The 25,157-nt window shown below is 71.1% G+C and carries 24 protein-coding genes and 1 tRNA gene; 8 read left to right on the plus strand and 17 right to left on the minus strand.

Annotated elements, in window-relative coordinates; translation table 11 throughout:
- Positions 1–182: 182 nt before the first annotated feature.
- A complete protein-coding gene (locus ACGFYH_RS33520) occupies positions 183–884 on the minus strand; it encodes a DUF5324 family protein (RefSeq protein WP_393806941.1) in 702 nt (233 codons plus the stop codon).
- A gap of 319 nt (positions 885–1,203) precedes the next feature.
- Here ACGFYH_RS33520 and ACGFYH_RS33525 point away from each other — a divergent pair, with 319 nt between their 5' ends.
- Together ACGFYH_RS33525 and ACGFYH_RS33530 are read left to right on the plus strand one after the other, a co-directional pair.
- Positions 1,204–1,737: a peptidylprolyl isomerase gene (locus ACGFYH_RS33525; RefSeq protein WP_393806942.1), complete on the plus strand. Its 534-nt coding sequence runs from the start codon at positions 1,204–1,206 to the stop codon at positions 1,735–1,737.
- 103 nt (positions 1,738–1,840) lie between these two features.
- A complete protein-coding gene (locus ACGFYH_RS33530) occupies positions 1,841–2,731 on the plus strand; it encodes a rhomboid family intramembrane serine protease (RefSeq protein WP_393806943.1) in 891 nt (296 codons plus the stop codon).
- A 266-nt stretch (positions 2,732–2,997) separates the two neighbouring features.
- On the opposite strand, the gene crgA is transcribed toward ACGFYH_RS33530, so the two are convergent.
- Positions 2,998–3,252, minus strand: a complete 255-nt coding sequence (crgA, locus tag ACGFYH_RS33535; RefSeq protein WP_003975080.1) for a cell division protein CrgA — start codon at positions 3,250–3,252, stop codon at positions 2,998–3,000.
- Between the two features lie 150 nt (positions 3,253–3,402).
- Here crgA and ACGFYH_RS33540 point away from each other — a divergent pair, with 150 nt between their 5' ends.
- The 5 genes from ACGFYH_RS33540 to ACGFYH_RS33560 are packed head-to-tail and all read left to right on the plus strand — an operon-like array spanning position 3,403 to position 6,908.
- Complete coding sequence (locus tag ACGFYH_RS33540) at positions 3,403–4,182, plus strand: DUF881 domain-containing protein (RefSeq protein WP_393806944.1); 780 nt, start codon at positions 3,403–3,405, stop codon at positions 4,180–4,182.
- A gap of 45 nt (positions 4,183–4,227) precedes the next feature.
- Positions 4,228–4,425, plus strand: a complete 198-nt coding sequence (locus ACGFYH_RS33545; RefSeq protein WP_393806970.1) for a hypothetical protein — start codon at positions 4,228–4,230, stop codon at positions 4,423–4,425.
- Positions 4,422–5,060, plus strand: coding sequence for an aminodeoxychorismate/anthranilate synthase component II (locus ACGFYH_RS33550; RefSeq protein ID WP_393806945.1), 639 nt, complete (start codon positions 4,422–4,424; stop codon positions 5,058–5,060). Before ACGFYH_RS33545 ends, ACGFYH_RS33550 begins: the two co-directional genes overlap by 4 nt.
- The gene (locus tag ACGFYH_RS33555) at positions 5,057–6,112 is read left to right on the plus strand and encodes a class E sortase (RefSeq protein WP_393806946.1); all 1,056 of its coding nucleotides are present in this window, start codon (positions 5,057–5,059) and stop codon (positions 6,110–6,112) included. The genes ACGFYH_RS33550 and ACGFYH_RS33555 overlap by 4 nt, the downstream gene beginning before the upstream one ends.
- A gap of 13 nt (positions 6,113–6,125) precedes the next feature.
- Positions 6,126–6,908, plus strand: a complete 783-nt coding sequence (locus ACGFYH_RS33560; RefSeq protein ID WP_393806947.1) for a class E sortase — start codon at positions 6,126–6,128, stop codon at positions 6,906–6,908.
- Between the two features lie 339 nt (positions 6,909–7,247).
- Here ACGFYH_RS33560 and pknB read toward each other — a convergent pair whose 3' ends face one another.
- The 6 genes from pknB to ACGFYH_RS33590 all read right to left on the minus strand — a co-directional run bounded on the left by pknB (position 7,248) and on the right by ACGFYH_RS33590 (position 15,480).
- Entirely contained in the window at positions 7,248–9,254 is a 2,007-nt protein-coding gene (pknB, locus tag ACGFYH_RS33565; protein WP_393806948.1) for a Stk1 family PASTA domain-containing Ser/Thr kinase, read from the minus strand.
- A gap of 190 nt (positions 9,255–9,444) precedes the next feature.
- On the minus strand, positions 9,445–10,917 hold the full coding sequence (locus ACGFYH_RS33570; protein ID WP_393806949.1) for a peptidoglycan D,D-transpeptidase FtsI family protein: 1,473 nt from the start codon (positions 10,915–10,917) through the stop codon (positions 9,445–9,447).
- Positions 10,914–12,350 (minus strand): FtsW/RodA/SpoVE family cell cycle protein, encoded by a 1,437-nt coding sequence (locus ACGFYH_RS33575; RefSeq protein WP_393806950.1) that lies wholly within the window; start codon positions 12,348–12,350, stop codon positions 10,914–10,916. Before ACGFYH_RS33575 ends, ACGFYH_RS33570 begins: the two co-directional genes overlap by 4 nt.
- A 27-nt stretch (positions 12,351–12,377) precedes the next feature.
- The gene (locus ACGFYH_RS33580; protein ID WP_393806969.1) at positions 12,378–13,928 is read right to left on the minus strand and encodes a Stp1/IreP family PP2C-type Ser/Thr phosphatase; all 1,551 of its coding nucleotides are present in this window, start codon (positions 13,926–13,928) and stop codon (positions 12,378–12,380) included.
- 141 nt (positions 13,929–14,069) lie between these two features.
- On the minus strand, positions 14,070–14,588 hold the full coding sequence (fhaB, locus tag ACGFYH_RS33585; RefSeq protein ID WP_393806951.1) for an antibiotic biosynthesis regulator FhaB: 519 nt from the start codon (positions 14,586–14,588) through the stop codon (positions 14,070–14,072).
- Positions 14,589–14,598: 10 nt separating this feature from the next.
- Complete coding sequence (locus ACGFYH_RS33590) at positions 14,599–15,480, minus strand: FhaA domain-containing protein (RefSeq protein WP_393806952.1); 882 nt, start codon at positions 15,478–15,480, stop codon at positions 14,599–14,601.
- Between the two features lie 522 nt (positions 15,481–16,002).
- Here ACGFYH_RS33590 and ACGFYH_RS33595 point away from each other — a divergent pair.
- A tRNA-Leu gene (locus ACGFYH_RS33595) sits at positions 16,003–16,089 on the plus strand.
- A 118-nt stretch (positions 16,090–16,207) separates the two neighbouring features.
- Here the strand turns inward: ACGFYH_RS33595 and ACGFYH_RS33600 are convergent.
- Genes ACGFYH_RS33600 through ACGFYH_RS33640 form a run of 9 tightly spaced genes read right to left on the minus strand, consistent with a single transcriptional unit; the run spans position 16,208 to position 25,148 of the window.
- Complete coding sequence (locus tag ACGFYH_RS33600) at positions 16,208–16,528, minus strand: acyl carrier protein (protein WP_393806953.1); 321 nt, start codon at positions 16,526–16,528, stop codon at positions 16,208–16,210.
- A gap of 30 nt (positions 16,529–16,558) precedes the next feature.
- A complete protein-coding gene (locus ACGFYH_RS33605) occupies positions 16,559–17,131 on the minus strand; it encodes a nuclear transport factor 2 family protein (RefSeq protein WP_393806954.1) in 573 nt (190 codons plus the stop codon).
- Between the two features lie 33 nt (positions 17,132–17,164).
- A complete protein-coding gene (locus ACGFYH_RS33610) occupies positions 17,165–17,401 on the minus strand; it encodes an acyl-CoA carboxylase subunit epsilon (protein WP_393806955.1) in 237 nt (78 codons plus the stop codon).
- Entirely contained in the window at positions 17,398–19,017 is a 1,620-nt protein-coding gene (locus ACGFYH_RS33615) for an acyl-CoA carboxylase subunit beta (protein ID WP_393806956.1), read from the minus strand. The genes ACGFYH_RS33610 and ACGFYH_RS33615 overlap by 4 nt, the downstream gene beginning before the upstream one ends.
- A gap of 7 nt (positions 19,018–19,024) precedes the next feature.
- Positions 19,025–19,834: a 4'-phosphopantetheinyl transferase family protein gene (locus ACGFYH_RS33620; protein WP_393806957.1), complete on the minus strand. Its 810-nt coding sequence runs from the start codon at positions 19,832–19,834 to the stop codon at positions 19,025–19,027.
- Positions 19,831–20,280 carry an acyl carrier protein gene (locus tag ACGFYH_RS33625; protein ID WP_393806958.1) on the minus strand — a complete coding sequence of 150 codons (450 nt, stop codon included), beginning with the start codon at positions 20,278–20,280 and terminating at the stop codon, positions 19,831–19,833. The genes ACGFYH_RS33620 and ACGFYH_RS33625 overlap by 4 nt, the downstream gene beginning before the upstream one ends.
- Positions 20,281–20,314: 34 nt before the next feature.
- The gene (locus ACGFYH_RS33630; protein ID WP_393806959.1) at positions 20,315–21,775 is read right to left on the minus strand and encodes an MFS transporter; all 1,461 of its coding nucleotides are present in this window, start codon (positions 21,773–21,775) and stop codon (positions 20,315–20,317) included.
- 4 nt (positions 21,776–21,779) lie between these two features.
- A complete protein-coding gene (locus tag ACGFYH_RS33635; RefSeq protein WP_393806960.1) occupies positions 21,780–24,200 on the minus strand; it encodes an SDR family oxidoreductase in 2,421 nt (806 codons plus the stop codon).
- Positions 24,201–24,203: 3 nt separating this feature from the next.
- Positions 24,204–25,148 (minus strand): aromatase/cyclase, encoded by a 945-nt coding sequence (locus ACGFYH_RS33640; RefSeq protein WP_393806961.1) that lies wholly within the window; start codon positions 25,146–25,148, stop codon positions 24,204–24,206.
- Between the last annotated feature and the right edge of the window lie 9 nt (positions 25,149–25,157).

Genomic DNA, 25,157 nt, shown 5'->3' on the forward strand with positions numbered 1-25,157 from the left:
GGGGCGGGTGGGCGGCTCTTCCGTCTGCGGGGGGCCCCCGCCCCCCCCCCCCCGCGGGGGGGGCGGGGGGGGGGGCGGCGCGCCCCCCCCCCCCCCCCCCCCCGGGGGGGGGGCCCCCCCCGCCCCCCCCCCCCCGCGGCGGTGGAAAGCGATCGACGCCGGTCCGGCGAGGACGCGCAGGGTCAGCGGGGCTCCTCGCCCTCCGCCGCCTCCTCCTGCGCCTGCTTGGCCTGCACCTCGGGATCGAGAACCGCCTCACCGGTACCGTCCACCGACGTCAGCCGCCCCGACTCGGGAACCTCCGTCGGCTCCGGCGGCTCCACCAGCCAGTCCGGGTTGGCCTGCTTGTCCCACCACTTCCAGGCGGCGAAGGCACCGCCGGCGACGACCCCCACCACCGCGAAAACCTTGGCGATACGCCCGGCCCGCGCCCGTCGCTGGTGCTTGCGCGTCAGCTTCTGGATCTCCTTCGCCGTGACCTGGCCACGCAGCGCCGCCAGCGCGGCGGCACCCCGCGCCGTGGCCTCTTCCCTCACGGGACCGGCCGCGGCCACGGCCTGCTCGATCCTCGGCCGGGAATAGTCGGCCGCCTGCCGAGCGGCCAGTCGCGTACGGACCGCGGCCTCCTGAGCGGCCGCGTCCATCTTCGGCGGCACATGGGTACGGGCCTGCTCCAGCCGCGGCGCGACATACGCGCCGTACTGGAGACGGGCCTGGTCTGCGGCCTGCGACACCTTGGGCGCCAGCCGTACGCGCGCCTCCTGTGCATAGTGAGCGGCCCTGTCCTTGGCCGTGTCGGCGTAGGGCGCCACCGCTTCCGCGGCGTGCAGCACGCTTTCCTTCGCCGAACCGGTCGCGGCGCGCACGCTGTCGATGCGGGTCACGGGATCCTCCTCCTCGGTGGCGTACGGTAATTCGACTTTCCACCCTTTTACGGATCATGCCTGGGGACACGCCGCCAGGCATGTGAGGGCGGGCATCCGGGTCACGGACGATGCCGCCGGGCCCTCTGGGGCACGTGGTGGTGAAGTGGCGGCAAAAGCAGATCAACGTCAAGAACGGATGAATACCGGGCAACGCGAGCCCGTCCCAGACAATGCCACGGATCGGCGTCCCGCGCTCGTGACCCAGCGGTATGAGCGACGAACGCGTGCCCGGCCGTGCGAGGATCGGTGCGCACCACAGGACGACGGAAGGCGCATCGTGGCCGAGCAGCTCTACGCCACCCTGAAGACCAACCAAGGGGACATCGTGGTCCGGCTGCTGCCGAACCACGCCCCCAGGACGGTCAGGAACTTCGTCGAACTCGCAGCCGGCGAGCGGGAGTGGACCCACCCCGCCACCGGCGAGAAGTCCATGGCCAGGCTCTACGACGGCACCGTCTTCCACCGCGTCCTCGGCGGCTTCATGATCCAGGGCGGCGATCCACTGGGCAACGGCACCGGCGACCCCGGCTACCAGTTCGCGGACGAGTTCCACCCCGACCTCGCCTTCGACAAGCCCTACCTGCTGGCCATGGCCAACGCCGGACCCGACACCAACGGTTCGCAGTTCTTCATCACCGTCTCCCCGACGACCTGGCTGAACCGCAAGCACACGATCTTCGGCGAAGTGACCGACGCGGCCAGTCAGAAGGTCGTCGACGCCATCGCCGCCGTCCCGGCCAACCCCCGCACCGAACGCCCCCTCAACGACATCGTCATCGAGACCGTCGTCGTCGAAACCCGCAACGGCTGACTCCCCCGCCCGCCGGGCAGGAACCAAACGCACCGCCCATCCGTAGAGAAGGGCGGGGCGGTGCATCTGCGCACACCGCCCGCAGGACGACCGAGGGGATGCCATGGACCACGCGGCCGCCGGCCGACCGGACGCCCAGAACCTGCCCGGTTGCTACCGTCATCCCGACCGGGGGACCGGCATCCGCTGCACCCGCTGCGAGCGCCCCATCTGCACGGACTGCATGGTCAACGCCTCCGTCGGCTTCCACTGCCCCGACTGCGCCGCCGGCCGCACCGGCGGCAGCGGACCGGCCCCCGCCGCCTCCAGGCCCCGCACACTCGCGGGCGGCACGGTCGCCGCCGACCCCCATCTCCTCACCAAGATCCTGATCGGGATCAACGTGGCGGTGTTCATCGCCGTCCAGGCCCTGCCGGCGTCCTTCCTCGGCGACATGGTGCTCATCGGACGCTGGCCCCCTGCCCCCTACGTCCCGACCGAGGGCGTCGCCGAGGGTGAGTGGTACCGCCTGGTGACCACGATGTTCACCCACGAGGAGATCTGGCACATCGGCTTCAACATGATCAGCCTCTGGTTCCTCGGCGGCCCCCTGGAAGCAGCCCTCGGCAGGTCCCGCTACCTCGCGCTCTACCTTGTCTCCGGCCTGGCCGGCAGCGCCCTCGCCTACCTGGTCGGCTCACCCACCACGGCCACCCTCGGCGCCTCCGGCGCGATCTTCGGCCTCTTCGGCGCCACCGCCGCGCTCGTGCGCCGGCTCAACGCCGACATGCGGCCGGTCGTCATCCTGCTGGTGATCAGCCTGATCTTCACCTTCACCCGGGGGAACATCTCGTGGCAGGCCCACGTCGGCGGGCTCGTCGCCGGCGCCGCGATCGGCTACGCCATGCTCCACGCCCCGCGCGAGCGGCGGACGCTCGTCCAGTACGGCAGCTGCGCACTGGTCCTCGTGGTCGTCATCGGCGTGACCCTGTTGAGGACGGCCCAGCTCACCTGAGTGCCCTTTGTCCACAGTAGGTGCCGGATCTTGTGCACAGCGTGCGGGAACACTTGTGCCCCCTGTCGCAGACTTGCGTTTCCGCAGGTCGGACAGGGGGCGAACATGCTTTCGGAAGGTGGGTCAACCGGTACTTACGTCACACCGGCGTCAACGCCCGGTGAGTTATCCACAGATCGTCTTCTTTTTTCCCCACCGTGTGGACAGCGCCTGTGGATAACTCCGTGCACACCCCTGGGGAGAGCTGCCGAGAGCTGTCCGCCGGGCTACTTCCACTGCGTCGATACGCCGAACCCGGCGGCGATGAAGCCGAAGCCCACCACGATGTTCCAGTTGCCCAGGGAGTCGATGGGCAGGGAACCGTCGGTGACGTAGAAGACGACGATCCAGGCCAGACCGATGACGAACATGGCCAGCATGACCGGCGCGACCCAGCCGCGGCTGGTCAGCTTGATGCTCGTCGCCTGCTTGGAGGGCGGCGGCGTGTAGTCGGCCTTCTTGCGGATACGTGACTTCGGCACGAGGGTCTCTCCTGTCGATGCGCTGTGTGGCCGCGCAGGGAACGGGGGTCGGTCTCGGGGGCGGCGTACATGGGACAAGGGGACTCTGGGCGCTCCCCCGGGCGTCCGTTAGCGTAGTCCTTCCGCGGCGCCGAAGGAGATAAGGGTACGTTGAGCAATTCTGCCGACTCCATCGGGACGGGGACCAGCCCTGCCCGCCGGCGCCGTTTCCGGCCCGTGCGGGTCCTCACGGCAGCCGTCTTCGCTCTCGCGGGACTTATCTTCTTCACCAGCTTCGATACGGCGAAGGGCACCAATATCCGTACGGACGCCTCTTTGCTCAGGTTGTCCGATCTCATCCATGAGCGCAGCCGGGAGAACGGCGGTCTGGAGGAGTCCAACGGGGCTCTGCGCGAGGACGTCGAAGCGCTCGCCGAGCGCGACGACGGCCGTACGGAGTCGGAGGACGACGAGCTCGCGGCGCTGGAGGAGAAGGCGGGCAAGCAGGAACTGAGGGGCGAGGCGATCTCCGTCACGCTCGACGACGCCCCGCCGGACGCCACCGCGAAGCTCCCCGGTTACCCGGAGCCGCAGCCCGACTACCTGGTGATCCACCAGCAGGACCTGCAGGCCGTGGTGAACGCGTTGTGGCAGGGCGGTGCCGAGGGCATCAGGGTCATGGACCAGCGGCTGATCTCCACCAGCGCGGTGCGCTGCGTGGGCAACACCCTGATCCTCCAGGGCCGCGTGTACTCACCGCCGTACAGGATCCAGGCGGTCGGTGACCCGAAGCGGCTCAAGGACGCGCTGGCGGCGTCGCCGGCGATCCAGAACTACATGGTGTACGTCAACGTGTACGGACTCGGCTGGAAGGTCGAGGACGACGGGAGGGCGACGTTGCCGGGCTACTCGGGCACGGCGGACCTGCACTACGCCCGGCCTGTGGATTGAGGCCGTTGCGCGGGGCCCCGCGCCGCTAGTCTGGTGCGGTACGGCGTGAGTGCGGCGTCGTGGTGCGACGGAAGGGACGGCATGTACGGCTGGATCTGGCGGCATCTGCCGGGGAACGCGTGGGTGAAGGCGCTGGTCTCGCTCGTGCTGGCGGTGGCCGTGGTCTACGTCCTGTTCCAGTACGTCTTTCCGTGGGCCGAACCGCTGCTTCCCTTCAACGATGTGACGGTGGACAACCAGTGAGCGCGCGCATCCTCGTCGTCGACAACTACGACAGCTTCGTCTTCAACCTGGTCCAGTACCTCTACCAACTCGGCGCCGAGTGCGAGGTGCTGCGCAATGACGAGGTGACGACGGCACACGCGCAGGAGGGCTTCGACGGGGTCCTGCTCTCGCCCGGCCCGGGCACGCCGGAGCAGGCGGGGGTGTGCGTCGAGATGGTGCGGCACTGCGCGGCGACCGGGGTGCCGGTCTTCGGTGTGTGCCTGGGCATGCAGTCGATGCAGGTGGCGTACGGCGGTGTGGTGGACCGGGCGCCGGAGTTGCTGCACGGCAAGACGTCGCCGGTCGCGCACACGGGCCAGGGCGTCTTCGCGGGTCTGCCCTCCCCGTTCACGGCGACGCGGTACCACTCCCTGGCGGCGGAGCCGGCGACGGTGCCGGCGGAGCTGGAGGTGACGGCGCGTACGCCCGACGGGATCGTGATGGGGCTGCGCCACCGTGAACTGCTCGTCGAGGGCGTGCAGTTCCATCCGGAGTCGGTGCTGACCGAGCACGGGCACCGGATGCTGGCCAACTGGCTGGTGGAGTGCGGCGACCAGGACGCGGTGGCAAGGTCGGCGGGGCTCGCCCCGGTGGTGGGCAGGGCCACGGCGTGACCGCGCTGCGCCCCGAGCGCGACTCCGGCACGGCCGGTGACCAGGGATCCCCGTACGGGCGGCCGTACGGGGATTCCGGTGCGTTCGGGGAGGGGCGGTACGAGGAGTCGGCCGGCGAGGGGGCGTACCGGCCGCTCGCCGACGACGAGACGGTGGCGCTGCGGATTCCGGAGCCTCCGGCGGAACGGACGGGGGCCGACTCCGCCTCCCTGGGTGACGGCCCCGTGGGCGGTGGCCGCGCGGCCCGCAGAAAGGCCGCGAAACGGCGTCACGGGCGCCGTGGGGCGCTCAGGGACCAGGCGGTGGGGGCCGAGGCCGAAGAGCCCGGGAAAGCGCCTCTGTCGCGTGTGGAGGCCCGTCGTCGGGCCCGGGCCCGCAAGCCCGGCGCCGCGGTGATCGCCAGCCGGGTGATCGGTGAGGTCTTCATCACGACCGGTGTGCTGATGCTGCTGTTCGTCACGTACCAGTTGTGGTGGACGAACGTGCGGGCGCACGCGCAGGCCGACAAGGCGGCGAGCAGTCTCCAGGACGACTGGGCGAGCGGCAGGCGCAGTCCCGGGACCTTCGAGCCGGGGCAGGGCTTCGCGCTGCTGCACATTCCCAAGCTGGACGTGGTGGTGCCGATCGCGGAGGGCATCAGCAGCGAGAAGGTGCTGGACCGGGGGATGGTCGGGCACTACGCGCAGGACGGGCTGAAGACGGCGATGCCGGACGCCAGGACGGGGAACTTCGGGCTCGCGGGGCATCGCAACACCCACGGGGAGCCCTTCCGTTACATCAACAAGCTGAAGCCGGGCGACCCGATCGTCGTGGAGACGCAGGACAAGTACTTCGTCTACAAGATGGCGTCGATCCTGCCGGTGACCTCCCCGAGCAACGTCAGTGTGCTGGAGCCGGTCCCGAAGCAGTCGGGCTTCAAGGGGCCCGGCCGCTACATCACCCTGACCACCTGTACGCCGGAGTTCACCAGCAAGTACCGCATGATCGTGTGGGGCAAGATGGTGGAGGAACGGCCGCGCAGCAAGGGCAAGCCGGATGCGCTCGTCAGTTAAGGGCGGATGACCAGTGGCAGCGACCACCGACACGGAGCACCAGGAGCACGCCGGCGAGGACGGCCCGCCGGGGCCCGCGGCACGCCGTCGCGGGCGCGGTCCCCGGCGGATCGTCGCGCAGGCGGTCGGCGTCCTGGGCGAGCTCCTCATCACCGCGGGCCTGGTGATGGGCCTGTTCGTCGTCTACTCGCTGTGGTGGACGAACGTGGTCGCCGACCGGGCGGCGGACGAGCAGGCCGACAAGGTCCGCGACAACTGGGCCCAGGACCGGGTGGGCGGGGACGGCCCGGACGGTCCCGGGGCGCTGGACACCAAGGCGGGCATCGGCTTCCTGCACGTCCCGGCGATGGGCGAGGGCGACGTCCTGGTGGAGAAGGGCACGTCGATGAAGATCCTCAACGACGGTGTGGCCGGCTACTACACCGACCCGGTCAAGGCGACGCTGCCCACCTCGGACAAGAAGGGCAACTTCTCGCTCGCCGCGCACCGCGACGGGCACGGGGCGAGGTTCCACAACATCGACAGGATCGAGAAGGGCGACCCGATCGTCTTCGAGACGAAGGACACCTGGTACGTGTACAAGACGTACGCAGTCCTGCCCGAGACCTCGAAGTTCAACGTCAAGGTCCTCGACGCGGTCCCCGGCGAGTCCGGCAGGAAGAAGGCCGGCCGCTACATCACCCTGACGACCTGCACGCCGGTGTACACGAGCCGCTACCGGTACGTGGTGTGGGGCGAGCTGGTGCGTACGGAGAAGGTGGACGGGGAGCGGACGCCGCCGGAGGAGTTGCGGTGACCGGCCTCCCGGCGGGAGGCCGGTCGCCCAGCACCGGCGCTCCACCTTCCGGGAGTCCGCGCGGTGCCCGGCGGTGATGCCGCTCTCGACGGCGACGTTCCGGACGTCACGTGTGAAGGGGCGCCTCGCCAGGGACAGGGCGACCTCGGAGCTCTGCGGGACCTTGGCCGCGCCGGTGAACTTCTGGATCTCGGGACCGGTGATGCCGAGGTGAGGCGCGAACCTCTCGCACTGGACGACGAGCGTTCGGCAGTGCCGGGTTCTCGCTGGTGATCGCTGGAACACAGCGAGAGCCCCGACACCAGGTGCCGGGGCTCTCTCGTCCTGAGTGGCGAAGTGTCAGTCACGGCCGCCGGGGAGGCCGCCGATGAAGCCGCCGCCGTCGTTGCCGTTGTTGCCGCCCTGCTGGCCGGTGGCGAACAGGGTGACCTTGTCGCCCTTCTTGACCTCCTGGCCTTCGACCGGGTTGCTCGCGATCACGGTGGCGTTGTCGTCGCCGCCGCCTTCGACCTTCTCGAGCTGCAGGCCGCTCTGAGCGAGGACCTGCTTGGCCTGGGCGACCGTGATCTGGGTGACCTTCGGCATGGCGAACTTCTCTTCCGCCGGGGCCTTCGCGATCTTCACGTTGACCGTGCTGCCGCGGTCGACGTCCTGGCCTCCGCCGATGCTCTGCTCGAAGATGGTCCCCTCGGCCTGGGCGGTGGACTCCGCCTGCTCCTTGGTGCCGAGGACCAGGCCCTGCTCCTCCAGACGCTTCTTGGCGTCCTCGGGAGTCATGCCGCTCAGGTCTGGCACGGTCACCTGGGACGTCTCCTTGGCGACGGTGAGGGTGACGGTGGAGCCCTTCTCCTTCGAGGCGCCGCTCTCGGGGTTCTGGGACAGGACGGTGTCCGGGGTCTGGCTGGACTCCTCGCTCTGCTTCTCGACCTCGAAGCCCTTGTCCTTCAGGGCTGTCTCCGCCTCGCTGAAGGTGAGTCCCTCGACGTCGGGGACCTCGACCTTCGGCGCACCGGTCGAGACCACCAGGTTCACGGTGGACTTCTTCTCGACGTCGGTGCCCTGCTCGGGGTCCTGGTCGCAGATGGTGCCCTCGGGCTGGTCCTCGCAGGCCTGCTGCTTGAACGTCAGCGCGAGGTCGATGTTGTCGGCCTGTTGCTGGGCGTCGCTCTTGCTCAGGCCGATGAACGCCGGTACCGCGATCTTGTCGTTGTCGGGTCCGCTGTTGCCGGTGAAGGCGTACTTGCCGATGAGGATCGCGCCGACGAGGACGAGGACGCCGGCCAGGACCAGGAAGACCGTGGAGGTGTTCTTCTTGCGGGGCTGCTGGCGGCGCCGGTCGGGGCGGTCGTCGTAGCCGTAGCCGCCGTCGTCCGGGTTCATCGGCGGCAGCATGGTCGTGGCGCCGCCGCCCCCGTCCGAGCGCAGGGCGGTGGTCGACTGCTCGTCGGGGTAGGCGCCGTAGCCGCCCGCGGCCATGGCGCCCAGCGCGGCGGTGGCGGCGACGGGCTGACCGTCGAGGCAGGCCTCGATGTCGAGGCGCATCTCGTCGGCCGACTGGTAGCGGTAGTCGGGGTCCTTGGTCAGGGCCTTCAGCACGATCGCGTCCATCTCGGGCGTGATCTCGGGGTCGAAGACGCTGGGCGCCTGCGGTTCCTCGCGGACGTGCTGGTAGGCGACGGCGACCGGGGAGTCGCCGACGAAGGGCGGGCGCACGGTCAGCAGCTCGTAGAGCAGGCAGCCCGTGGAGTACAGGTCGGAGCGGGCGTCGACCTGCTCGCCCTTGGCCTGTTCCGGGGAGAGGTACTGGGCGGTGCCGATCACGGCCGCGGTCTGGGTCATCGTCATGCCGGAGTCGCCCATGGCGCGGGCGATGCCGAAGTCCATGACCTTGACCTGACCGCCCCGCGTGAGCATGACGTTGGCCGGCTTGATGTCGCGGTGGACGATGCCGGCCCGGTGCGAGTACTCGAGGGCCTGGAGGATGCCGATGGTCATCTCCAGCGTCCGCTCCGGCAGCAGCTTGCGGCCGGAGTGGAGCAGCTCACGGAGTGTGGAGCCGTCGACGTACTCCATGACGATGTACGGGATGGAGACCCCGTCGATGTAGTCCTCGCCCGTGTCGTAGACCGCCACGATCGCGGGGTGGTTGAGCGAGGCGGCCGACTGGGCCTCCCGGCGGAACCGGGCCTGGAAGGACGGGTCGCGCGCGAGGTCCGCGCGCAGCGTCTTCACCGCCACCTGGCGACCGAGCCGGGTGTCATGCGCGTGGTAAACCTCCGCCATGCCACCACGGCCGAGCACCGGGCCCAGCTCGTACCGGCCGCCGAGGCGACGCGGCTCTTCCATAGCTACCTACCAGCCCTCTCCGTCGGTCCCGACCGGCATGCTTGTACGGTCGGAGGCTGCCGTCCGGCCTACCGTACCCGGCGCGCTCCGGGCCCCTTGGCCAAGCCGGGCAGCCGATACAGGACCGGTATCGCAACGTGCGCCGTTGTGAAGGGGACGTGACAGGAGTCACGTCCCGTTCATGACGCGGTCACTTCTTGCTGTCGATGACGGCCTCCATGACGTTCTTCGCGATCGGTGCCGCGAGGCCGCCGCCGGAGATGTCGTCGCGGACGGCGTTCTCGTCCTCGATCACCACGGCCACGGCGACGGGCGAGCTGCCGTCGTCGCCCTTGGCGTACGAGATGAACCAGGCGTAGGGGTTCTCGCTGTTGTCGACGCCGTGCTGTGCGGTACCGGTCTTGCCGCCCACCGTGACGCCGTCGATCTGGGCGTTGGTTCCCGTGCCCTCCTTGACGACGGTCTCCATCATGGACTGGAGGATCTGGGCGTTGTCCGCGGACAGCGGCCTGCTCATCTCCTCGGGGTCCGTCTTCTCGATGGTGTCGAGGTTGGGGGCCTGGAGTTCGTCGACCATGTACGGCTTCATCAGGGTGCCGTTGTTGGCGATGGCCGAGGTGACCATGGCCATCTGCAGCGGGGTGGCGGCGGTGTTGAACTGGCCGATGGAGGAGAGCGCGACCTGTGAGTCGTTCATGCCGTCGGAGAAGACGGAGGCGCTGGAGCGGACCGGGACGAACTGCTCCTCGGTGAAGCCGAACTTCTTGGCGGTCTCCAGCATCTTGTCGTTGCCGAGGTCGTAGCCGAGCTTGCCGAAGACGGTGTTGCAGGAGACGCGCAGTGCCTCGCGGAGGGTGGCGTTCTTGCAGGGGATGTCGCCCTCGTTCTTCAGCTCGGTGCTGGTGCCGGGCATCGTCCAGGGCAGCGGGGAGTCGGTCTTCTCGTCGGCCGAGTCGTACGTGCCGTGTTCCAGGGCGGCGGCCGCGGTGACCACCTTGAAGGTGGAGCCGGGCGGGTAGACCTCGCGCAGGGCGCGGTTGAGCATCGGGTCGGCGGGGTTGTTCTTCTTCTGGAGCTTGTTCCAGGCCTCGCCGGCCGCTTCGTTGCTGCCCGCGATCGCCGTGGGGTCGTACGACGGGTACGAGGCCATCGAGAGGATCTTGCCGGTGGACGGCTCGATCGCGACGACGGCGCCCTTGGCGCCCTGCTTCTTCAGACCGTCGTAGGCGGCCTTCTGGGCGGCGTCGTTGAGGGTGGTGACGACGTTGCCGCCCTCGCGCTTCTCGCCGGTGATCATGTCCAGGGTGTTGCGGAAGAAGAGCCGGTCGTCGTTGCCGGTGAGGATGCCGTCGTCGATGGCCTCCAACTGGGTGGCGCCGAAGGCCTGGGAGACGTATCCGGTGACGGGCGCCCACATGGCGCCGTCCTTGTAGGTGCGCTTGTACTTGAAGTCGCCCTTGGTGGTGGCGTGTCCGGTGATGGCCTTGCCGTCGACGATGATGTCGCCGCGGGGGCTGGCGTACCGCTCGATGGCGACGCGGCGGTTGTGTTCGTCCTCCTTGAGCTCGTCGGCCTGGACGTACTGGAGCCAGTTGTCACGGAGGAGCAGGGTGAGGACGAGGAGGCCGCAGAAGATCGCGATTCGGCGCAGTGGCTTGTTCACGGTCGGACCACCTGGGTCATCTCGGCGTCGGAGTTGGCGGGTGCGGCGGGCGCCGGTCGGCGCGCGGTGTCGCTGATGCGCAGCAGGATGCCGATCAGCGCCCAGTTGGCGATGACGGAGGAACCGCCGTAGGCCAGGAAGGGCATGGTCATACCGGTGAGCGGGATGAGGCCCATGACGCCGCCGGCGACGACGAAGACCTGGAGCGCGAAGGCGCCGGAGAGGCCGATGGCGAGGAGCTTGCCGAAGGGGTCGCGGGCGGCGAGGGCGGTGCGTACACCGCGTTCCACGATCAACGCGTAGAGCAGGAGCAGGGCCATGAGGCCGGCCAGGCCGAGTTCCTCGCCGAAGGTGGCGAGGATGAAGTCGGAGTTGGCGGCGAAGCGGATCAGCTCGGAGTGGCCCTGGCCCCAGCCGGTGCCGAGGGTGCCGCCGGAGCCGAAGGCCCACAGGGCCTGCATGGCCTGCTCCGAGTGGCCGCCGACGCCCGCGCGGGAGAGCGTGTACTCCTTCATCGGGTCGAGCCAGGCGTCGACGCGCTGCTGGATGTGGGGTTCGAAGCTGGCGACACCGACGGCGCCGACTCCGGACATCAGCAGGCCGAAGACGATCCAGCTGGTCCGCTCGGTGGCGACGTACAGCATGATCACGAACATGCCGAAGAAGAGCAGCGAGGTGCCGAGGTCGGTCTCGAAGACGAGGATGAGGATCGAGACGATCCAGACGACCAGGATGGGTCCGAGGTCGCGGCCGCGCGGCAGGTAGAGGCCCATGAAGCGGCGGCTGGCCAGCGCGAGCGCGTCGCGCTTCACCATCAGGTAGCCGGCGAAGAAGATCGCGAGGACGATCTTGGCGAACTCGCCGGGCTGGATGGAGAAGGAGCCGACCTGGATCCAGATCTTGGCGCCGTAGATGTTCTTGCCGAGGCCCGGTACGAGGGGGAGCAGCAGCAGGAACAGGGCGCCGACCATGGAGATGTAGGTGTAGCGCTGCAGGACGCGGTGGTCCTTGAGGAAGATCAGCACGGCGACGAACAGGGCGATGCCCATCGCGGTGTAGATCAGCTGGCGGGGGGCGGCGGTGCCGGCCTGGTCGATCCTCTGGAGCAGTTCGGACTGGTCGAGGCGCCAGATGGCGACGAGTCCGAGTCCGTTGAGCAGGGTGGCCAGCGGCAGCAGCAGCGGGTCCGCGTACGGCGCGAACCTGCGCACGACGAGGTGGCCGACGCCGGCCAGCAGGGCGAGGCCGAGGCCGTAGCTCAGCAGGCCGGCGGGCACTTCCTCGTTGATGGCCAGCCCCACGTTGGCGTAGGCGAAGACCGGGATGAGGACGGCGAACACGAGCAGAGCCAGCTCGGTGTTGCGCCGGCTCGGGGCGCCGATGGCGCCGATCGTGGACGTGTGGTGCGTCGACGGGTTGGTAGTACTGCTCATCGTGTGACAGGGCCTCTCACGGCTTGCCTACTGCTTACCGCACAGCGAGACGACCTTCTGCTCTTCCTCCGAGAGGGTCGGTCCTGAGCCTGGAGTGGGTGCGGTCGCGGACGGTGACTCGGACGATTCGGGTGCCTTCGGCGATCCCGACGGGTTCGGGCTCGGTGAGGCCTTGGACGTGAGGGAGACGGGAGTGGTTCCCGTGGTGCCCCCGGCCTCGCCCTCGCCCGTCTTCGCGTTCTGCTCGGTCTCCGCGGTGCGCCGGTCGGCCTGCTTCCTGCAGGCGGAGGCCTGTACCGCCAGTTCCTCGATCTTGGCCCGGGCGTCGTTGAGATCGCCCTCCGGGATGGTGGCCTCGACCAGTTTCTGCTGGTAGGGCGGCAGGTACTTGAGTTCGATCTCGGGGTGGTCCTTCTGGACCTTCGAGAGCGAGACCCAGGCGAGGTCCTGGCTGATGCCCCGGTACAGCGCGAGGTGGTCGTCGTTGGTCCCGACGTAGTACTGGGTCTGGGTCCAGCGCCAGCCGCCGTACGTGGCGCCGCCGATGACGGCGAGGGCGAGCACGGTGTAGAAGGACCTCTTCAGCCACTTGCGGTTCTTGCGGGGTTTGACGAAGTCGTCGGGCCCGTAGTCGTCGAAGCCGCCGGCCGGGACGTATCCGGTGGTGTCGCCGCTGCCTGGCGGGCCGAACTCGCCGCCTCCGTCGCGCTGCTGTCCGCCTCGGCGGCCGAGGCCGGCGGCGCGGCCGGCCGGGGTCTGCATGAAGCCGTTGTCGCCCGCCTGGGCCTGGTTCTCGGCGACGGCGCCGACGACCACGGGGGTGTCGGAGAGCTGTCCGGCGAGGGTGTCGCCGGTGTCGAGGTCGAGGACGTCGGCGACGATGAGGGTGATGTTGTCGGGGCCGCCGCCGCGCAGGGCGAGCTGGATCAGTTCCTGGACGGTCTCCTCGGGGCCCTGGTAGCTGGCGAGGGTGTCCTCCAGCGTCTGGTGCGAGACGACTCCGGAGAGCCCGTCGGAGCAGAGGAGGTAGCGGTCGCCGGGCCGCACCTCGCGGATGGACAGATCGGCTTCGACGTGGTCGCCGCTGCCGAGGGCGCGCATCAGCAGGGAGCGCTGCGGGTGGGTGCCCGCTTCCTCCTCGGTGATGCGTCCCTCGTCGACGAGGCGCTGCACCCAGGTGTGGTCCTGGGTGATCTGGGTGAGGACGCCGTCGCGCAGGAGGTAGGCGCGGGAGTCGCCGACGTGGACCATGCCCAGGCGCTGGCCGGTCCACAGCAGGGCGGTCAGGGTGGTGCCCATGCCCTCGAGGGCGGGGTCCTCCTCGACCATCTGCCGCAGCTGGTCGTTGGCGCGCTGCACGGCGGCGCCCAGGGAGGTGAGGACGTCGGAGCCGGGCACGTCGTCGTCGAGGGCGACGATGGTGGAGATCACCTCGGAGGAGGCGACCTCGCCGGCGGCCTGGCCGCCCATGCCGTCGGCGACGGCGAGCAGGCGGGGACCGGCGTAACCGGAGTCCTCGTTGCCCTCCCGGATCATGCCCTTGTGAGAACCGGCGGCGAAGCGCAGTGACAGACTCATGCGCACCTCGCCCGTCGGCTCCGGGTACAGCCGGTCGTGTCGAGCCACACTGCCCACCCTCCGGTCGGGAGCGCGCCGGGGCCCGGGGTGCCGGCCGCCGCCGCGTGCTCGCTCCGCTCGCGCTCATTCATTGGTGTAGCACTACTTCCGCAGCTCGATGACGGTCTTGCCGATGCGGATCGGCGCCCCCGGACCGATGGGGGTCGGGGTCGTCAGCCGGGACCGGTCCAGGTAGGTGCCGTTGGTGGAGCCCAGGTCCTCGACGATCCACTGCCCGTTCTGGTCCGGGTAGATCCTGGCATGGCGGCTGGAGGCGTAGTCGTCGTCCAGCACGATCGTCGAGTCGTGGGCCCGGCCGAGCGTGATGGTCTGGCCCTGGAGGGCGACGGTGGTGCCGGTGAGGGTGCCTTCCGTCACCACCAGTTTGGTGGGCGCGCCGCGGCGGCCGCGGCCGCCGCCGGGCTGCTGGCGCTGCGGTGGAGGCGCCTGGCCCTGGCGCGTGGCGGTCTGCTGCGGTCGGGCGGCGTCGCGCCGCGCGCCGCGCTGGGTGACCCGTGTACCGAAGAGGTCGCTACGGATGACCTGTACGGCCACGATCACGAACAGCCACAGTACGGCGAGAAAGCCCAGCCGCATGACCGTGAGGGTCAGCTCTGACATTGCCCCCGGATCACCCTTCGGCTTGCCTGTAGATAACGGTGGTGCTGCCCACGACGACGCGTGAGCCGTCGCGGAGCGTAGCGCGGGTGGTGTGCTGTCCGTCCACCACGATGCCGTTGGTGGACCCGAGGTCCTGGATCGTGGTGGGCGTTCCGGGCCGGATCTCGCAGTGCCGGCGGGACACGCCGGGGTCGTCGATCCGCACGTCGGCCTCGGTGCTGCGTCCCAGCACGAGGGTCGCGCGGGAGATCTGGTGGCGGGTGCCGTTGATCTCGATCCAGTGGCGGGTGGGTCCGCCGGGCGCGGGCGCGGCCGGGGGGTGCTGGCCGCCCGCGGGCTGCGGGTAGCCGTAACCGTCGGGGCGGCCGCCGGGTGGTGGCGCGGGCGGCATGGGCGGGGCGCCGGAGGGGGCGGCGGCCGGCGGGTAGCCGTAGCCGCCGCCCGGAGCGCCGGGCCGCCCGGCGGGTGCCGGTGGTGCGGCGGGGCCCGCCGGGGCCGGGCCGCCCTGGTGGCTGCTGGAGGAGGCGAGCGTGCGGCTGCGCACCCGGTACAGGCCGGTGTCGAGGTCGTCCGCCTTCTCCAGGTGGACCTTGATCGGTCCCATGAAGGTGTAGCGCTGCTGCTTGGCGTAGTCGCGGACCATGCCGGCCAGCTCGTCGCCGAGCTGTCCGGAGTAGGGGCTGAGGCGCTCGAAGTCGGGCGTGCTCAGTTCCACGATGAAGTCGTTGGGCACGACGGTGCGGTCTCGGTTCCAGATGGTCGCGTTGTTGTCGCATTCACGCTGGAGCGCTCCCGCGATCTCCACGGGCTGCACCTCGGACTTGAAGACCTTCGCGAAGGTGCCGTTGACCAGACCTTCGAGACGCTGCTCGAACTTCTTCAGGACTCCCATGGGGCACCTCCTCCGTCGCTGCCGTCCTGTCCACTGCCCTGCGTACTGCTGCCTTGCGTCGTTCCGTGCCCACCGCCGCCGGTGTGCGGGCCGCTCGTCCGTGCACTGCCCACCTGGTACTGCTTACTGATCGTATCCACGCGCCGGTCGATCGGCTGGTTCCCCCTGTCGGCCCGGTCGACGGGTGTCGACGCCTCTCGGAGTTCCCGCCGGTGCCCCCCTTCGAACTCCCGGGGGCCTTCGGGGTGCGTTCCCGCAGGTACTCATGCCCAGGATCGTAGAGGTGGCCGCGGACCAGTGTCCCGCACCTGACCGTGGAGCCCTACCGGCTGCAGGGAAGACGGTCAGGACCGGTACGAGGTTGATACGTGAACGGGTACGGGTCGAGACGCGTGCCCGAAGGAGGGCGGGCGCCCTGGTCCGGCGGTTTCAAGGGATGTGAGTCCACCCCGGTCACCGTGCTAATGTTCTCGTGTCGGAAGGCGCCGCACCGCGAGGAACGGCCCGGAAAACACACCCAATGCGCGGGTGGCGGAATAGGCAGACGCGCTGGATTCAGGTTCCAGTGCCCGAAAGGGCGTGGGGGTTCAACTCCCCCCTCGCGCACCAGAGAGCATGGAAGTGCTCTTGCTACGCAAAAAGGCGGGGCGGCATCGTGACGATGCCGCCCCGCTCTTGTGTGTGCCCGGAGACTCGGGGAACTGCCTCCCGGGGGCTGAGACTTTACTCACAGGCCGGCGTGAGTCCCGCGCTCCGTCGTGGTGCTGAGGACGGCGGCGAGTTCTCCGACGGTCTGCTCCCGCAGCAGGTGGTGCGCGGGGACGGGGACCCCCAGCGCCGACTCCAGGGCGCGTTGGAGGGCCAGCGCGGTCAGCGAGTCGATGCCCTGGGCGTACAGCGGCCGGGTCAGGGAGACCCGGTGGGCCGGGGGCACGTGGAGGTGGCGTGCCAGGCTGCGGCACAGGAAGGTCTCGAAGGCCCGCAGGCGGGCCGCGCCGTGGAGGTCCTGCAGGGCATCGGTGTCGAGGGTGACCGGGTCGCCTGGCACGGTGTCGTCCTTTCGTCGGGGTGTGGTCGGTCAGGTGCGGGGGCGTGGCTGGGAGGAGCGCAGGGCGCGTGGCCCGGGGCCCGGGCGCGGGCCGGCTCCGTCCGACCACGTCAGGTGGAACCGCCAGCGGCGGATCCGCCAGCCGTCCGGGGTGCGGACCGCCTCGCCCTCGCTGTGGCCGCCGATGTCGAAGCGGCCGCCGGGGTCGGGGCCGTCGTCGTGGTGCACGTGCGAGGCGACGAGCTGAACGCGGACACGGGCCGTGTCGCCGTCCGTGGTGATGCTGTAGTTGGACGCCAGGTGGTGCGTCCGGGCGAACCGCGACTTGCGGTCGAAGTGGAAGGCGGCGGCACCGTCCCGTCCTTCGAGCACGCCGACGGGGAACTCCAGCAGGCAGTCCTCGGTGAAGACCGCCGCCGGCCAGCTGTCGTCGAAGCCGTGCTTGTCCTGGGTGTCCAGCAGGACGACGTACCGGTCGACCAGCTCGGCGATCTCGGTCCGGTCGTTGAGCGACCGGACCTGGGCGCGCAGGTCCTCGAGCTCGTCCCGTGCGAGGGTGACCGTCTCGGTGCCGGCGGCGGGGTCGAGGGGCGGGCGGGTCATGGGCGGAGGTGCTCCTTTCCGGTGAACGGGCGGCTATCCCGGCCGGCGGCCGGTGCTGTGCCAGCTCCGGGGGTCGCGGTGCGGGGCGGTGCGTTCCGGACGGCGCCAGCCGGCGGTCGGCCGGGTGCGGCGCGGGCCGGGCGAGGGGACGGCGAGGGCGGCCGCGCGGGCGAGCAGGACGCTGGTGAGGGCGGCGATCTCGGCGGGGGTGGGCCGGCCCCGCAGGACCCGGAGGACCGTGGCCTCGTCGGTGCCGTCCGTCCCGCTCACTGCGGCGGGTTGCCGTGTTTGCGGCACGGCAGGTCGGCCTGTTTGGTACGCAGCATCGCCAGCGCCCCGACGAGCGCGCCGCGGGTGTCCCGCGGATCGATCACGTCGTCGATGAGGCCCCGTTCGGCCGCGTAGTACGGGTGCATCAGCTCCGCCCGGTACTCCTTGATCTTCTGCGCGCGGGTGCCCTCGGGGTCGTCGGACGCGGCGATCTCCCGGCGGAAGATGACGTTGGCCGCGCCCTCCGCGCCCATGACCGCGATCTCGTTGGACGGCCAGGCCAGGGCCAGGTCGGAGCCGATGGAGCGGGAGTCCATCACGATGTACGCGCCGCCGTAGGCCTTGCGCAGCACGAGGGAGACGCGCGGCACGGTGGCGTTGCAGTACGCGTACAGAAGCTTGGCTCCGCGCCGGATGATGCCGCTGTGTTCCTGGTCGACGCCCGGCAGGAAGCCCGGGACGTCGATCAGCGTCACCAGCGGGATGTTGAAGGCGTCGCAGAACTGGACGAACCGCGCGGCCTTCTCGCTGGCGTCGATGTCCAGCACGCCGGCGTACGACGCGGGCTGGTTGGCGACGATGCCGACGACCTCGCCGTCGAGCCGGGACAGGGCGCAGACCACGTTGGTCGCCCAGCCCGAGTGCACCTCGAAGTAGTCGCCGTCGTCCACGATCTCCTCGACGACGTCGCGGATGTCGTAGACCCGCCCGGGGTCGTCGGGGACGATCTCCAGGAGCCGGTCGGTACGCCGGCCGGCCGGATCGGAGCCGGGTGCGCTCGGCGGCAGGTCGCGGTTGTTGGACGGCAGCAGGGACAGCAGGTGGCGTACGTCTTCCAGGCAGGCACGCACGTCGTCGTAGGCGAAATGAGCGACGCCGGAGGCGGTGGCGTGGACGTCGGCGCCCCCGAGGTCGTTCTGGCTGATCTCCTCGCCCGTCACCGCCTTGACGACGTCCGGGCCGGTGATGAACATCTGCGCGATGTCGCGGACCATGAAGACGAAGTCGGTCAGCGCCGGCGAGTAGGCGGCACCGCCCGCGCACGGGCCGAGCATCACGCTGATCTGCGGGATGACGCCGGACGCCTTGGTGTTGCGCTGGAAGATGCCGCCGTAGCCGGCGAGCGCGGAGACGCCTTCCTGAATCCGGGCGCCCGCCCCGTCGTTGAGCGACACCAGGGGCGCGCCGGCCGACAGGGCCATGTCCATGATCTTGTGGATCTTCAGGGCGTGTGCCTCGCCGAGGGCACCGCCGAAGACCCGGAAGTCGTGCGCGTACACGAAGACCGTGCGCCCGTGGACGGTGCCCCAGCCGGTGATCACGCCGTCGGTGTAGGGGCGTTTCTTCTCCAGTCCGAAGCCGGTGGCCCGGTGCCGGCGCAACATTTCGACCTCGGTGAACGAGCCCTCGTCGAGGAGCAGTTCGATCCGTTCGCGGGCAGTGAGTTTTCCCTTGGCGTGCTGCCGTTCGGTGGCCGTCGGGTCGCCGTGCCGGGCGGCCTGTTTGATCAGACCGAGTTCCTCGATGCGCTCCTCGGCGCTCCACTGGCCCCGGTGCTCGCGCCGGTGCGGCGGCCGTCGCTCGGTCGTGAGTTCGATGCTCTGGTCGGTCGACATAGTGGCGTCACGCTCCCCAGTCGGATACGCGGATGGTCATGCCGCCGGCGGTCAGGTCCACCGACCCGTCGACGTGGATCGCGGCGGGCGGCAGCCAGCGCACGGCGACCCGGTCGGGCGGCGCGCCGCGGACGGCGACGGCCGCGTTGTGCCGGGGCCCGGAGGCCAGGTCGAGCAGCGTCCAGCCGGCCGGCCGGCGGGCCGGATCGGCGCCCAGGTAGTCCTGGGCGGGGTCGCGGGACAGGCCGGTGCCCAGCGCCTTGAGGTAGGCCTCCTTGCGGGTCCAGATCCGGCCGAAGGCCACGCGCCGTTCCTCGGCGTCCAGCCCCGCCAGCTCGGCCCGCTCGCCGGGGTGCAGCGCCGCGGCGCACACCTCGACGGTCTCGGCCCGCGGCAGCCGCTCCACGTCCACCCCGAGCACGGCCCGGGAGACGGCGACCACCGCCATGCCGTGGCTGTGCGCCAGGGAGAAGTGCAGCGGCGGGTCGGGATGGCGGACCGCCGGCCTGCCGTGCGGCCCGGCGCATCCGGGGCAGGGCTCGCGCACGAAGGGGACGCCCGCCGCCGGACGCCCCAGGTAGGCGCCGAGCAGCCGGCGCAGCGCGATGTGCGCGGACGCGTACGTCACCCCGTCGGCGGGGCGTACGAAGGAGGCCGTACGTCGGCGTTCCGGCTCGCTCAGCTCGCCCAGGGCGAGCGTCCCGGCCGCCGTCTCCAGCCGGGGGCGGCGCACCAGCCACACGTCGAGGTGCCCGGGCACGGGCAGCCGCGGCGCGGTGGCCGCGGCCTCCGGCCGGTCCTCGAGCCGCGCGATCACCTCGTGCCCAGCACGTCGTGCGGGACGAGGCGGCCGCCTGGCCCGTCGCGCTTGTGGGGGCTGTCCTCGGGGCCGAGCTGTCCGGCCAGGCAGTCGATGAGCTCGGCGGCGCTGTTGGCCCGCAGCAGCCGGTTGAGGTTGACGTCGACCCGCAGTACGGCCTCCATGCGGCGCTGCAGTTCCAGTCCGTTGATGGACCCGATGCCGAGGCTGTTCATGGGACGTCCCACGGTGTCGATGGTGTCCGGCGGCACCCGCAGCACCCGGGCCAGTTCCTCCCGTACGTAGAGGTCGATGAGGCGGGTGCGCTCGGCCAGGTCGCACGAGGCCAGGTGCGCCAGATCCGGGGGCTCCGGCTCGGCGATGTGGTCCCGTTCGAACTCGTAGTCGAGGTCGTCGAGGCCGTCCAGGCCGTCGAAGACCCAGTTCTTCGTTGTCAGATCCATGATCGTGCCCCGTCGCGGAGTGGAGGAGTGAACGTCAGGCGCGGTGTACGGCCGTGCGGTCCGCGGTGCCGGACCGGGCGAGCCCGGTGAGTCCGGTGAGCAGGCCGATACCGCCGAGAGCGGCCACCAGGACCAGGGCCGGCCGGCAGGCGGCGAGCTGCGCCGCGGACCCGCTTTCCCGGCCCGCGCCGGCGAGCAGCGCCGCGACCAGCGCGACCGCGAGGACCGCGGCGAGCTGCACGGCCGTCTGGTAGAGCCCGCTGCCCGCGGCGCGGTCGGCGGGCGCCAGCTCGGAGGTGGCCTGCACGTTCAGCGCGGCGAAGGACAGCACGAAGCCCACCCCCACCAGCAGCAGCGTCGGCAGCAGCCGGCCGGTGTAGTCCAGTGGCCAGCCGGGCCGCAGTTGCAGCAGGTATCCGGCGAACGCGCTGGCGGCTCCGGCCGCGACGAGGCGCGGAGCGCCGAACCGGGCGATCAGCCGTCCCGAGGCGAGCGCGGTGAGCGCCGGTGGCACGGCGGCCGGCAGCAGGGCCGCGGCCGCGACCGGCGGCGACCAGCCGGCGACGGTCTGCGTCTGGTACGTCAGCACGAACAGCAGTCCGAGATAGGAGCCGTTGAGGCAGGCCGCGCCGAGGGCCGAGCGGACCAGGGCCCCGCTGCGCGACAGGCGGACGGGCAGCAGCGGGGCCGGTGCGGCCCGTTCCAACGACCGGAACAGGACCAGCAGCAGGAGGGCCGCGGTGAGGGCCCCGACGACCCGGACGTCGGTCCAGCCGTGCCCGGGCAGCGCGGTGATGCCGTACACGAGGGCGAGCAGCGCGCCCGTGAAGGCGGTGGCGCCCGCCACGCCGTAGTGCCGGGCACCGGCCGGGGAGCCGCCCGGTGGGCCGTCCTCGCCGGGGATGAGACGCAGTCCGGCGGCGAAGAGCAGCAGGACGACCGGGGCCGGGAAGGCGAAGGCCAGTCGCCAGCTGTAGGTGCTCAGCCAGCCGGACAGCAGCAGGCCCGCCGTGAACCCACCGGCGCCGAAAAGGGTGTAGACGGACACCGCCCGGCTGCGGGGGCGGCCCTGCGGGAAGGCGGTGGAGATGATGGCGAGCCCGGTGGGAGCCGTCAGCGCGGCACAGAAGCCTTTGACCAGCCGGGTCGCGATGAGCAGCGCAGGCTCCTGGGCGAACGCGCTGACCAGGGAGGCGGCGGCGAACCCGAGCAGTGCCACCAGGTAGACCCGGCGGCGGCCCAGCAGGGCCACCACCCGGGTGCCGAAGAGCATGAGGCCGCCGAAGCCGACGGCGAAGCCGGTCATCGCCCACTGCGTGCTCGTCAGGGGCAGCCCGAGATCCGTGCCGATGGAGGGCAGCGCCACCACCGCCCCGGACACCTCGAGCGCGTCGATGAGCATGTTGCCGGCGAGGACCAGCAGCAGCCCCCACAGCCGGGGGCTCCACCGCCCTTCCCCGGCCTCGGCCAGCGGCTGCGGAACGGTCCTGGTCATGGTGTCAGCCCAGGAGGGTGCCGCCGCTGGCGTCGACGAAGGAGCCGGTGACCCAGCGGGCTTCGTCGGACACCAGGAAGGCGATGACGTCGGCGACGTCCTGCGGTTCACCGACCCGGTTGAAGGCGGACAGCGCGGCCATCGCCTCGACGGCCTCGGGGACGTCGAACACCGGGTTCCCGTTGCGGGTGATCCCCGGGGCGACGCTGTTGACCGTGATGCGGCGCGGACCGAGCGCCTTGGCGAAGTGCAGCGCGAGTTGCTCCACGGCGCCCTTGCTCATCGCGTAGGCGATCTCGTCGGGGTTGGCGAACCGGGTCAGTCCGGAGGAGACGTTCACGATCCGGGCGCCGTCGGGCATGTTGGCGAGCGCCCGCTGGATGATGAAGAACGGTGCCTTGGCGTTCACGGCGATGATCCGGTCGAACTGTTCCGGCGTGGTGTCCTCGGGCTTGACCCCGCCCATCACCCCGGCGTTGTTGACCAGGATGTCCAGCTCGGTGGAGCCGGTGCGCTCCTTCAGGCCCTCCTCCAGGGCGAGGAACAGCTCGTGCACGTCGCCGGGGGTGCCGAGGTCGGCCCGTACGGCGAAGGCTCGTCCGCCGTCCCGCTCGATGCCGTCGACGACCGCGGCGGCCGCGTCCCGGCTGGTGCCGTAGTGCACGGCGACGAGCGCGCCGTCGCGGGCGAGCCGCTCGGCGGTGGCCCGTCCCATGCCCCGGCTGGCGCCCGTGACGAGCGCGGTGCGTCCGGTCAGATTGCCCATGTTCTCTCTCCTGCCGTGAGTTCGTGCGGCTTGGGGTCGTGCGGCTTGGGGTCGTGCGGCGTGCTGGCGCGTGGGGCGCCGCCGTGGCCCGACGGGGTGCTCGGCCCGGTGGAGGGCCTGCGTGTCGGGGGCGAACCAGCGGGCGAGCGCCGCCCGCAGACCGTCCGGTGTGCCGCCCGTCCAGGCGACGTGGCCGTCGGGGCGGACGAGGACGGCGGCGGCGTCCCGCGGGAGGCCGCCCTCGGCGGGCGGGGCCGCCACGGTGCCGCCCTCGGCGGGCGGGGCCGCCACGGTGCCGGCCTCGGCGGGCGGGACCGTCACGGTGTCGACGGTGCCGGCCCACGGGCGCGCGGCGCGCACGAGGGCCTCGCGCGATTCCTCGTCGCGGACCGCCACGAGAAGCAGCCCGCGGGCCCGGCGCAGTGGTGCCGGCGCGGGGGTGGGGGAGCCGGGCGGCGGGCCGGGCAGCCGCGCGCCCACCGGGACGGGGTCCTCCTGCGCGCCGTAGCGGACGTCGAGGCCGCTGATCAGGCCGGCCAGGTGCGTCCGGACCGGCTCGTACGGGATCAGTTCCCCGATCACCGAGCGCACGGCCTCCACCTCGGGACCGCCGAGCAGCAGACGGGCCTGCGCGCGGATGGTGGACAGCACGCGCTGCCCGACCGCGTGCCGTTCCTCGTGGTACGTGTCCAGGAGGCCCTCGGGGGCCCGGCCGGACACGGTGGCCGCGAGTTTCCAGCCCAGGTTGAACGCGTCCTGGAGTCCCAGGTTGAGTGCCTGGCCACCGATCGGCATCTGCTGGTGCGCGGCGTCGCCGGCCAGCAGGATCCGGCCCTCGCGGTAGCGTTCGGCCTGTCTGGACGCGTCCCCGAAGGAGTTCACCCACAGCGGGTCACCGCCGGAGATGTCCTCGCCGGTGACGTCCCGCCAGGCCGTCACGATGTCCGCGAAGCCCGCCTCGCCGTCGCCGCGCGGCGGGGTGCCGAAACGGTGGACCATCACGCGGGTGACGCCGTCGCCGCGCCGGGCCGCGATCGCCAGCCCCTTCGGCAGCCGCTGGAAGCGCCGGTCGGGGATCTCTATGCCGTCCACGTCGGCGCGGATCAGCTCCCGTTCGGCGTCGACGCCGGGGAAGCCGATGCCGGTCAGTCGGCGCACGGCCGACCGCTCGCCGTCACAGCCGACGGCGTAGCGGGCGGTGAACGTGGTGCGCCGTCCCGCGTGCTCGGCCACCACCCGCACCCGGCGCGCGTCCTGGTCGACGGAGACGACGTGGTGGCCGCGCAGCACACGGGCCCCGAGACGGACCGCCCAGGCACCGAGGATCTCCTCGGTGCGCACCTGCGGGACCTTCCACTGACCCGGGTGGGAGCTGGGCAGCGTGAGGTCCAGGGGGAGGCCGCCGAAGTGGCCCCTGGGCTCACGCGGCGGGAGCGGGTCGCCGAAACCGCCGGGGGTGTCGAGCAGGCCGCGCAGCCGGAGGATCTCCATCGTCCGCGCGTGCAGCGTGGAGGCCCGGGACTCGGTGGTCGGGGTGCTCAGCCGTTCCAGCACGGTCACCTCGGCTCCGCCGAGCCGCAGCTCCCCGGCGAGCATCAGCCCGACGGGGCCGGCACCGACCACGACGACGTGCGTATCGGCTGTGTCGGCACCGGACATGCGTCAGTGCCTCGCCTCGGCGTAGTCCCGGGCATGGCCAAGCGTGGCCCGGCTGTTGGTGCTCAGCGCGGTGCGCACGTACTCGCGGGCCTCGGCGACCCCCGCCCCGGGGCCCAGGATCCGCCGGATGTTCTCGGGTCGCAGCACGACGGTGTGCTGTGAGGAGGCGAGGGCGCCGTTGTCCGTGTCGCGGAAGGTCCAGTAGCCGGTGTGCAGGCTCATCAGGGCCGGCAGCGTGGTCTGCTTGTAGGCGATCTTCCGGTCCTTCAGGCACACCCGGTACGACTGGGTGGTGTGGGTGGAGCCGTCCTTGGCCCGGGTGTCCATCTCCAGGGTCTGCAGGCCGGGGGTGTCCTCGGTGAGGCGTACGGTCGCCACGTGCGGCAGCCGTTCGGCCCACCGGTCGGCCTCGTTGACGAAGTCGTAGGCGTCCTTGGCGGAGCCGTCGATGGCGATGGTGTCCTCGAAGGAGAAGGTGAGTTCCCCTGAGGCCGCGGCGAGTTCGACGTTGGTCTTCAGCGCCGCGAGTTCGGTGCGGGAGTTGCGGTCCACGGCCTCCTCGATCCAGGCGAGGCCGGCCGGGTCGTCGTCGACGGCCGTGTAGTCGTGGAGCAGCCGGACGCGTGCGGTGCGCTCGTCGAGCGGTTCGACGATCCAGGTGCCGCCCATGCTGGCGACCGGAGGTGCGGAGACCTGCTGCCGGAAGGTGATCCGGAGCTTCTCGGGGTCGAGGACACGGCGCGAGGTCCAGTTCTTGGCCTCGCCGTTGGCGGTGGCCCAGATCCTGATCAGTTCCTCGTCGCCGGAGCGCTCCAGGTGGTCGACGTAGATGGTCGGCGGGAAGATACGCGGCCAGTTGGTCACGTCGGCGATGAGGCGGTAGACGTCGTCGGCCGGGGCCGAGACCGTTGTCCCGTGCTCGACTTCCCGTGGCTCGGATGTGGACATGGGGGATCT

The sequence above is a fragment of the Streptomyces sp. NPDC048392 genome (assembly GCF_043200575.1).
GTDB lineage: Bacteria > Actinomycetota > Actinomycetes > Streptomycetales > Streptomycetaceae > Streptomyces.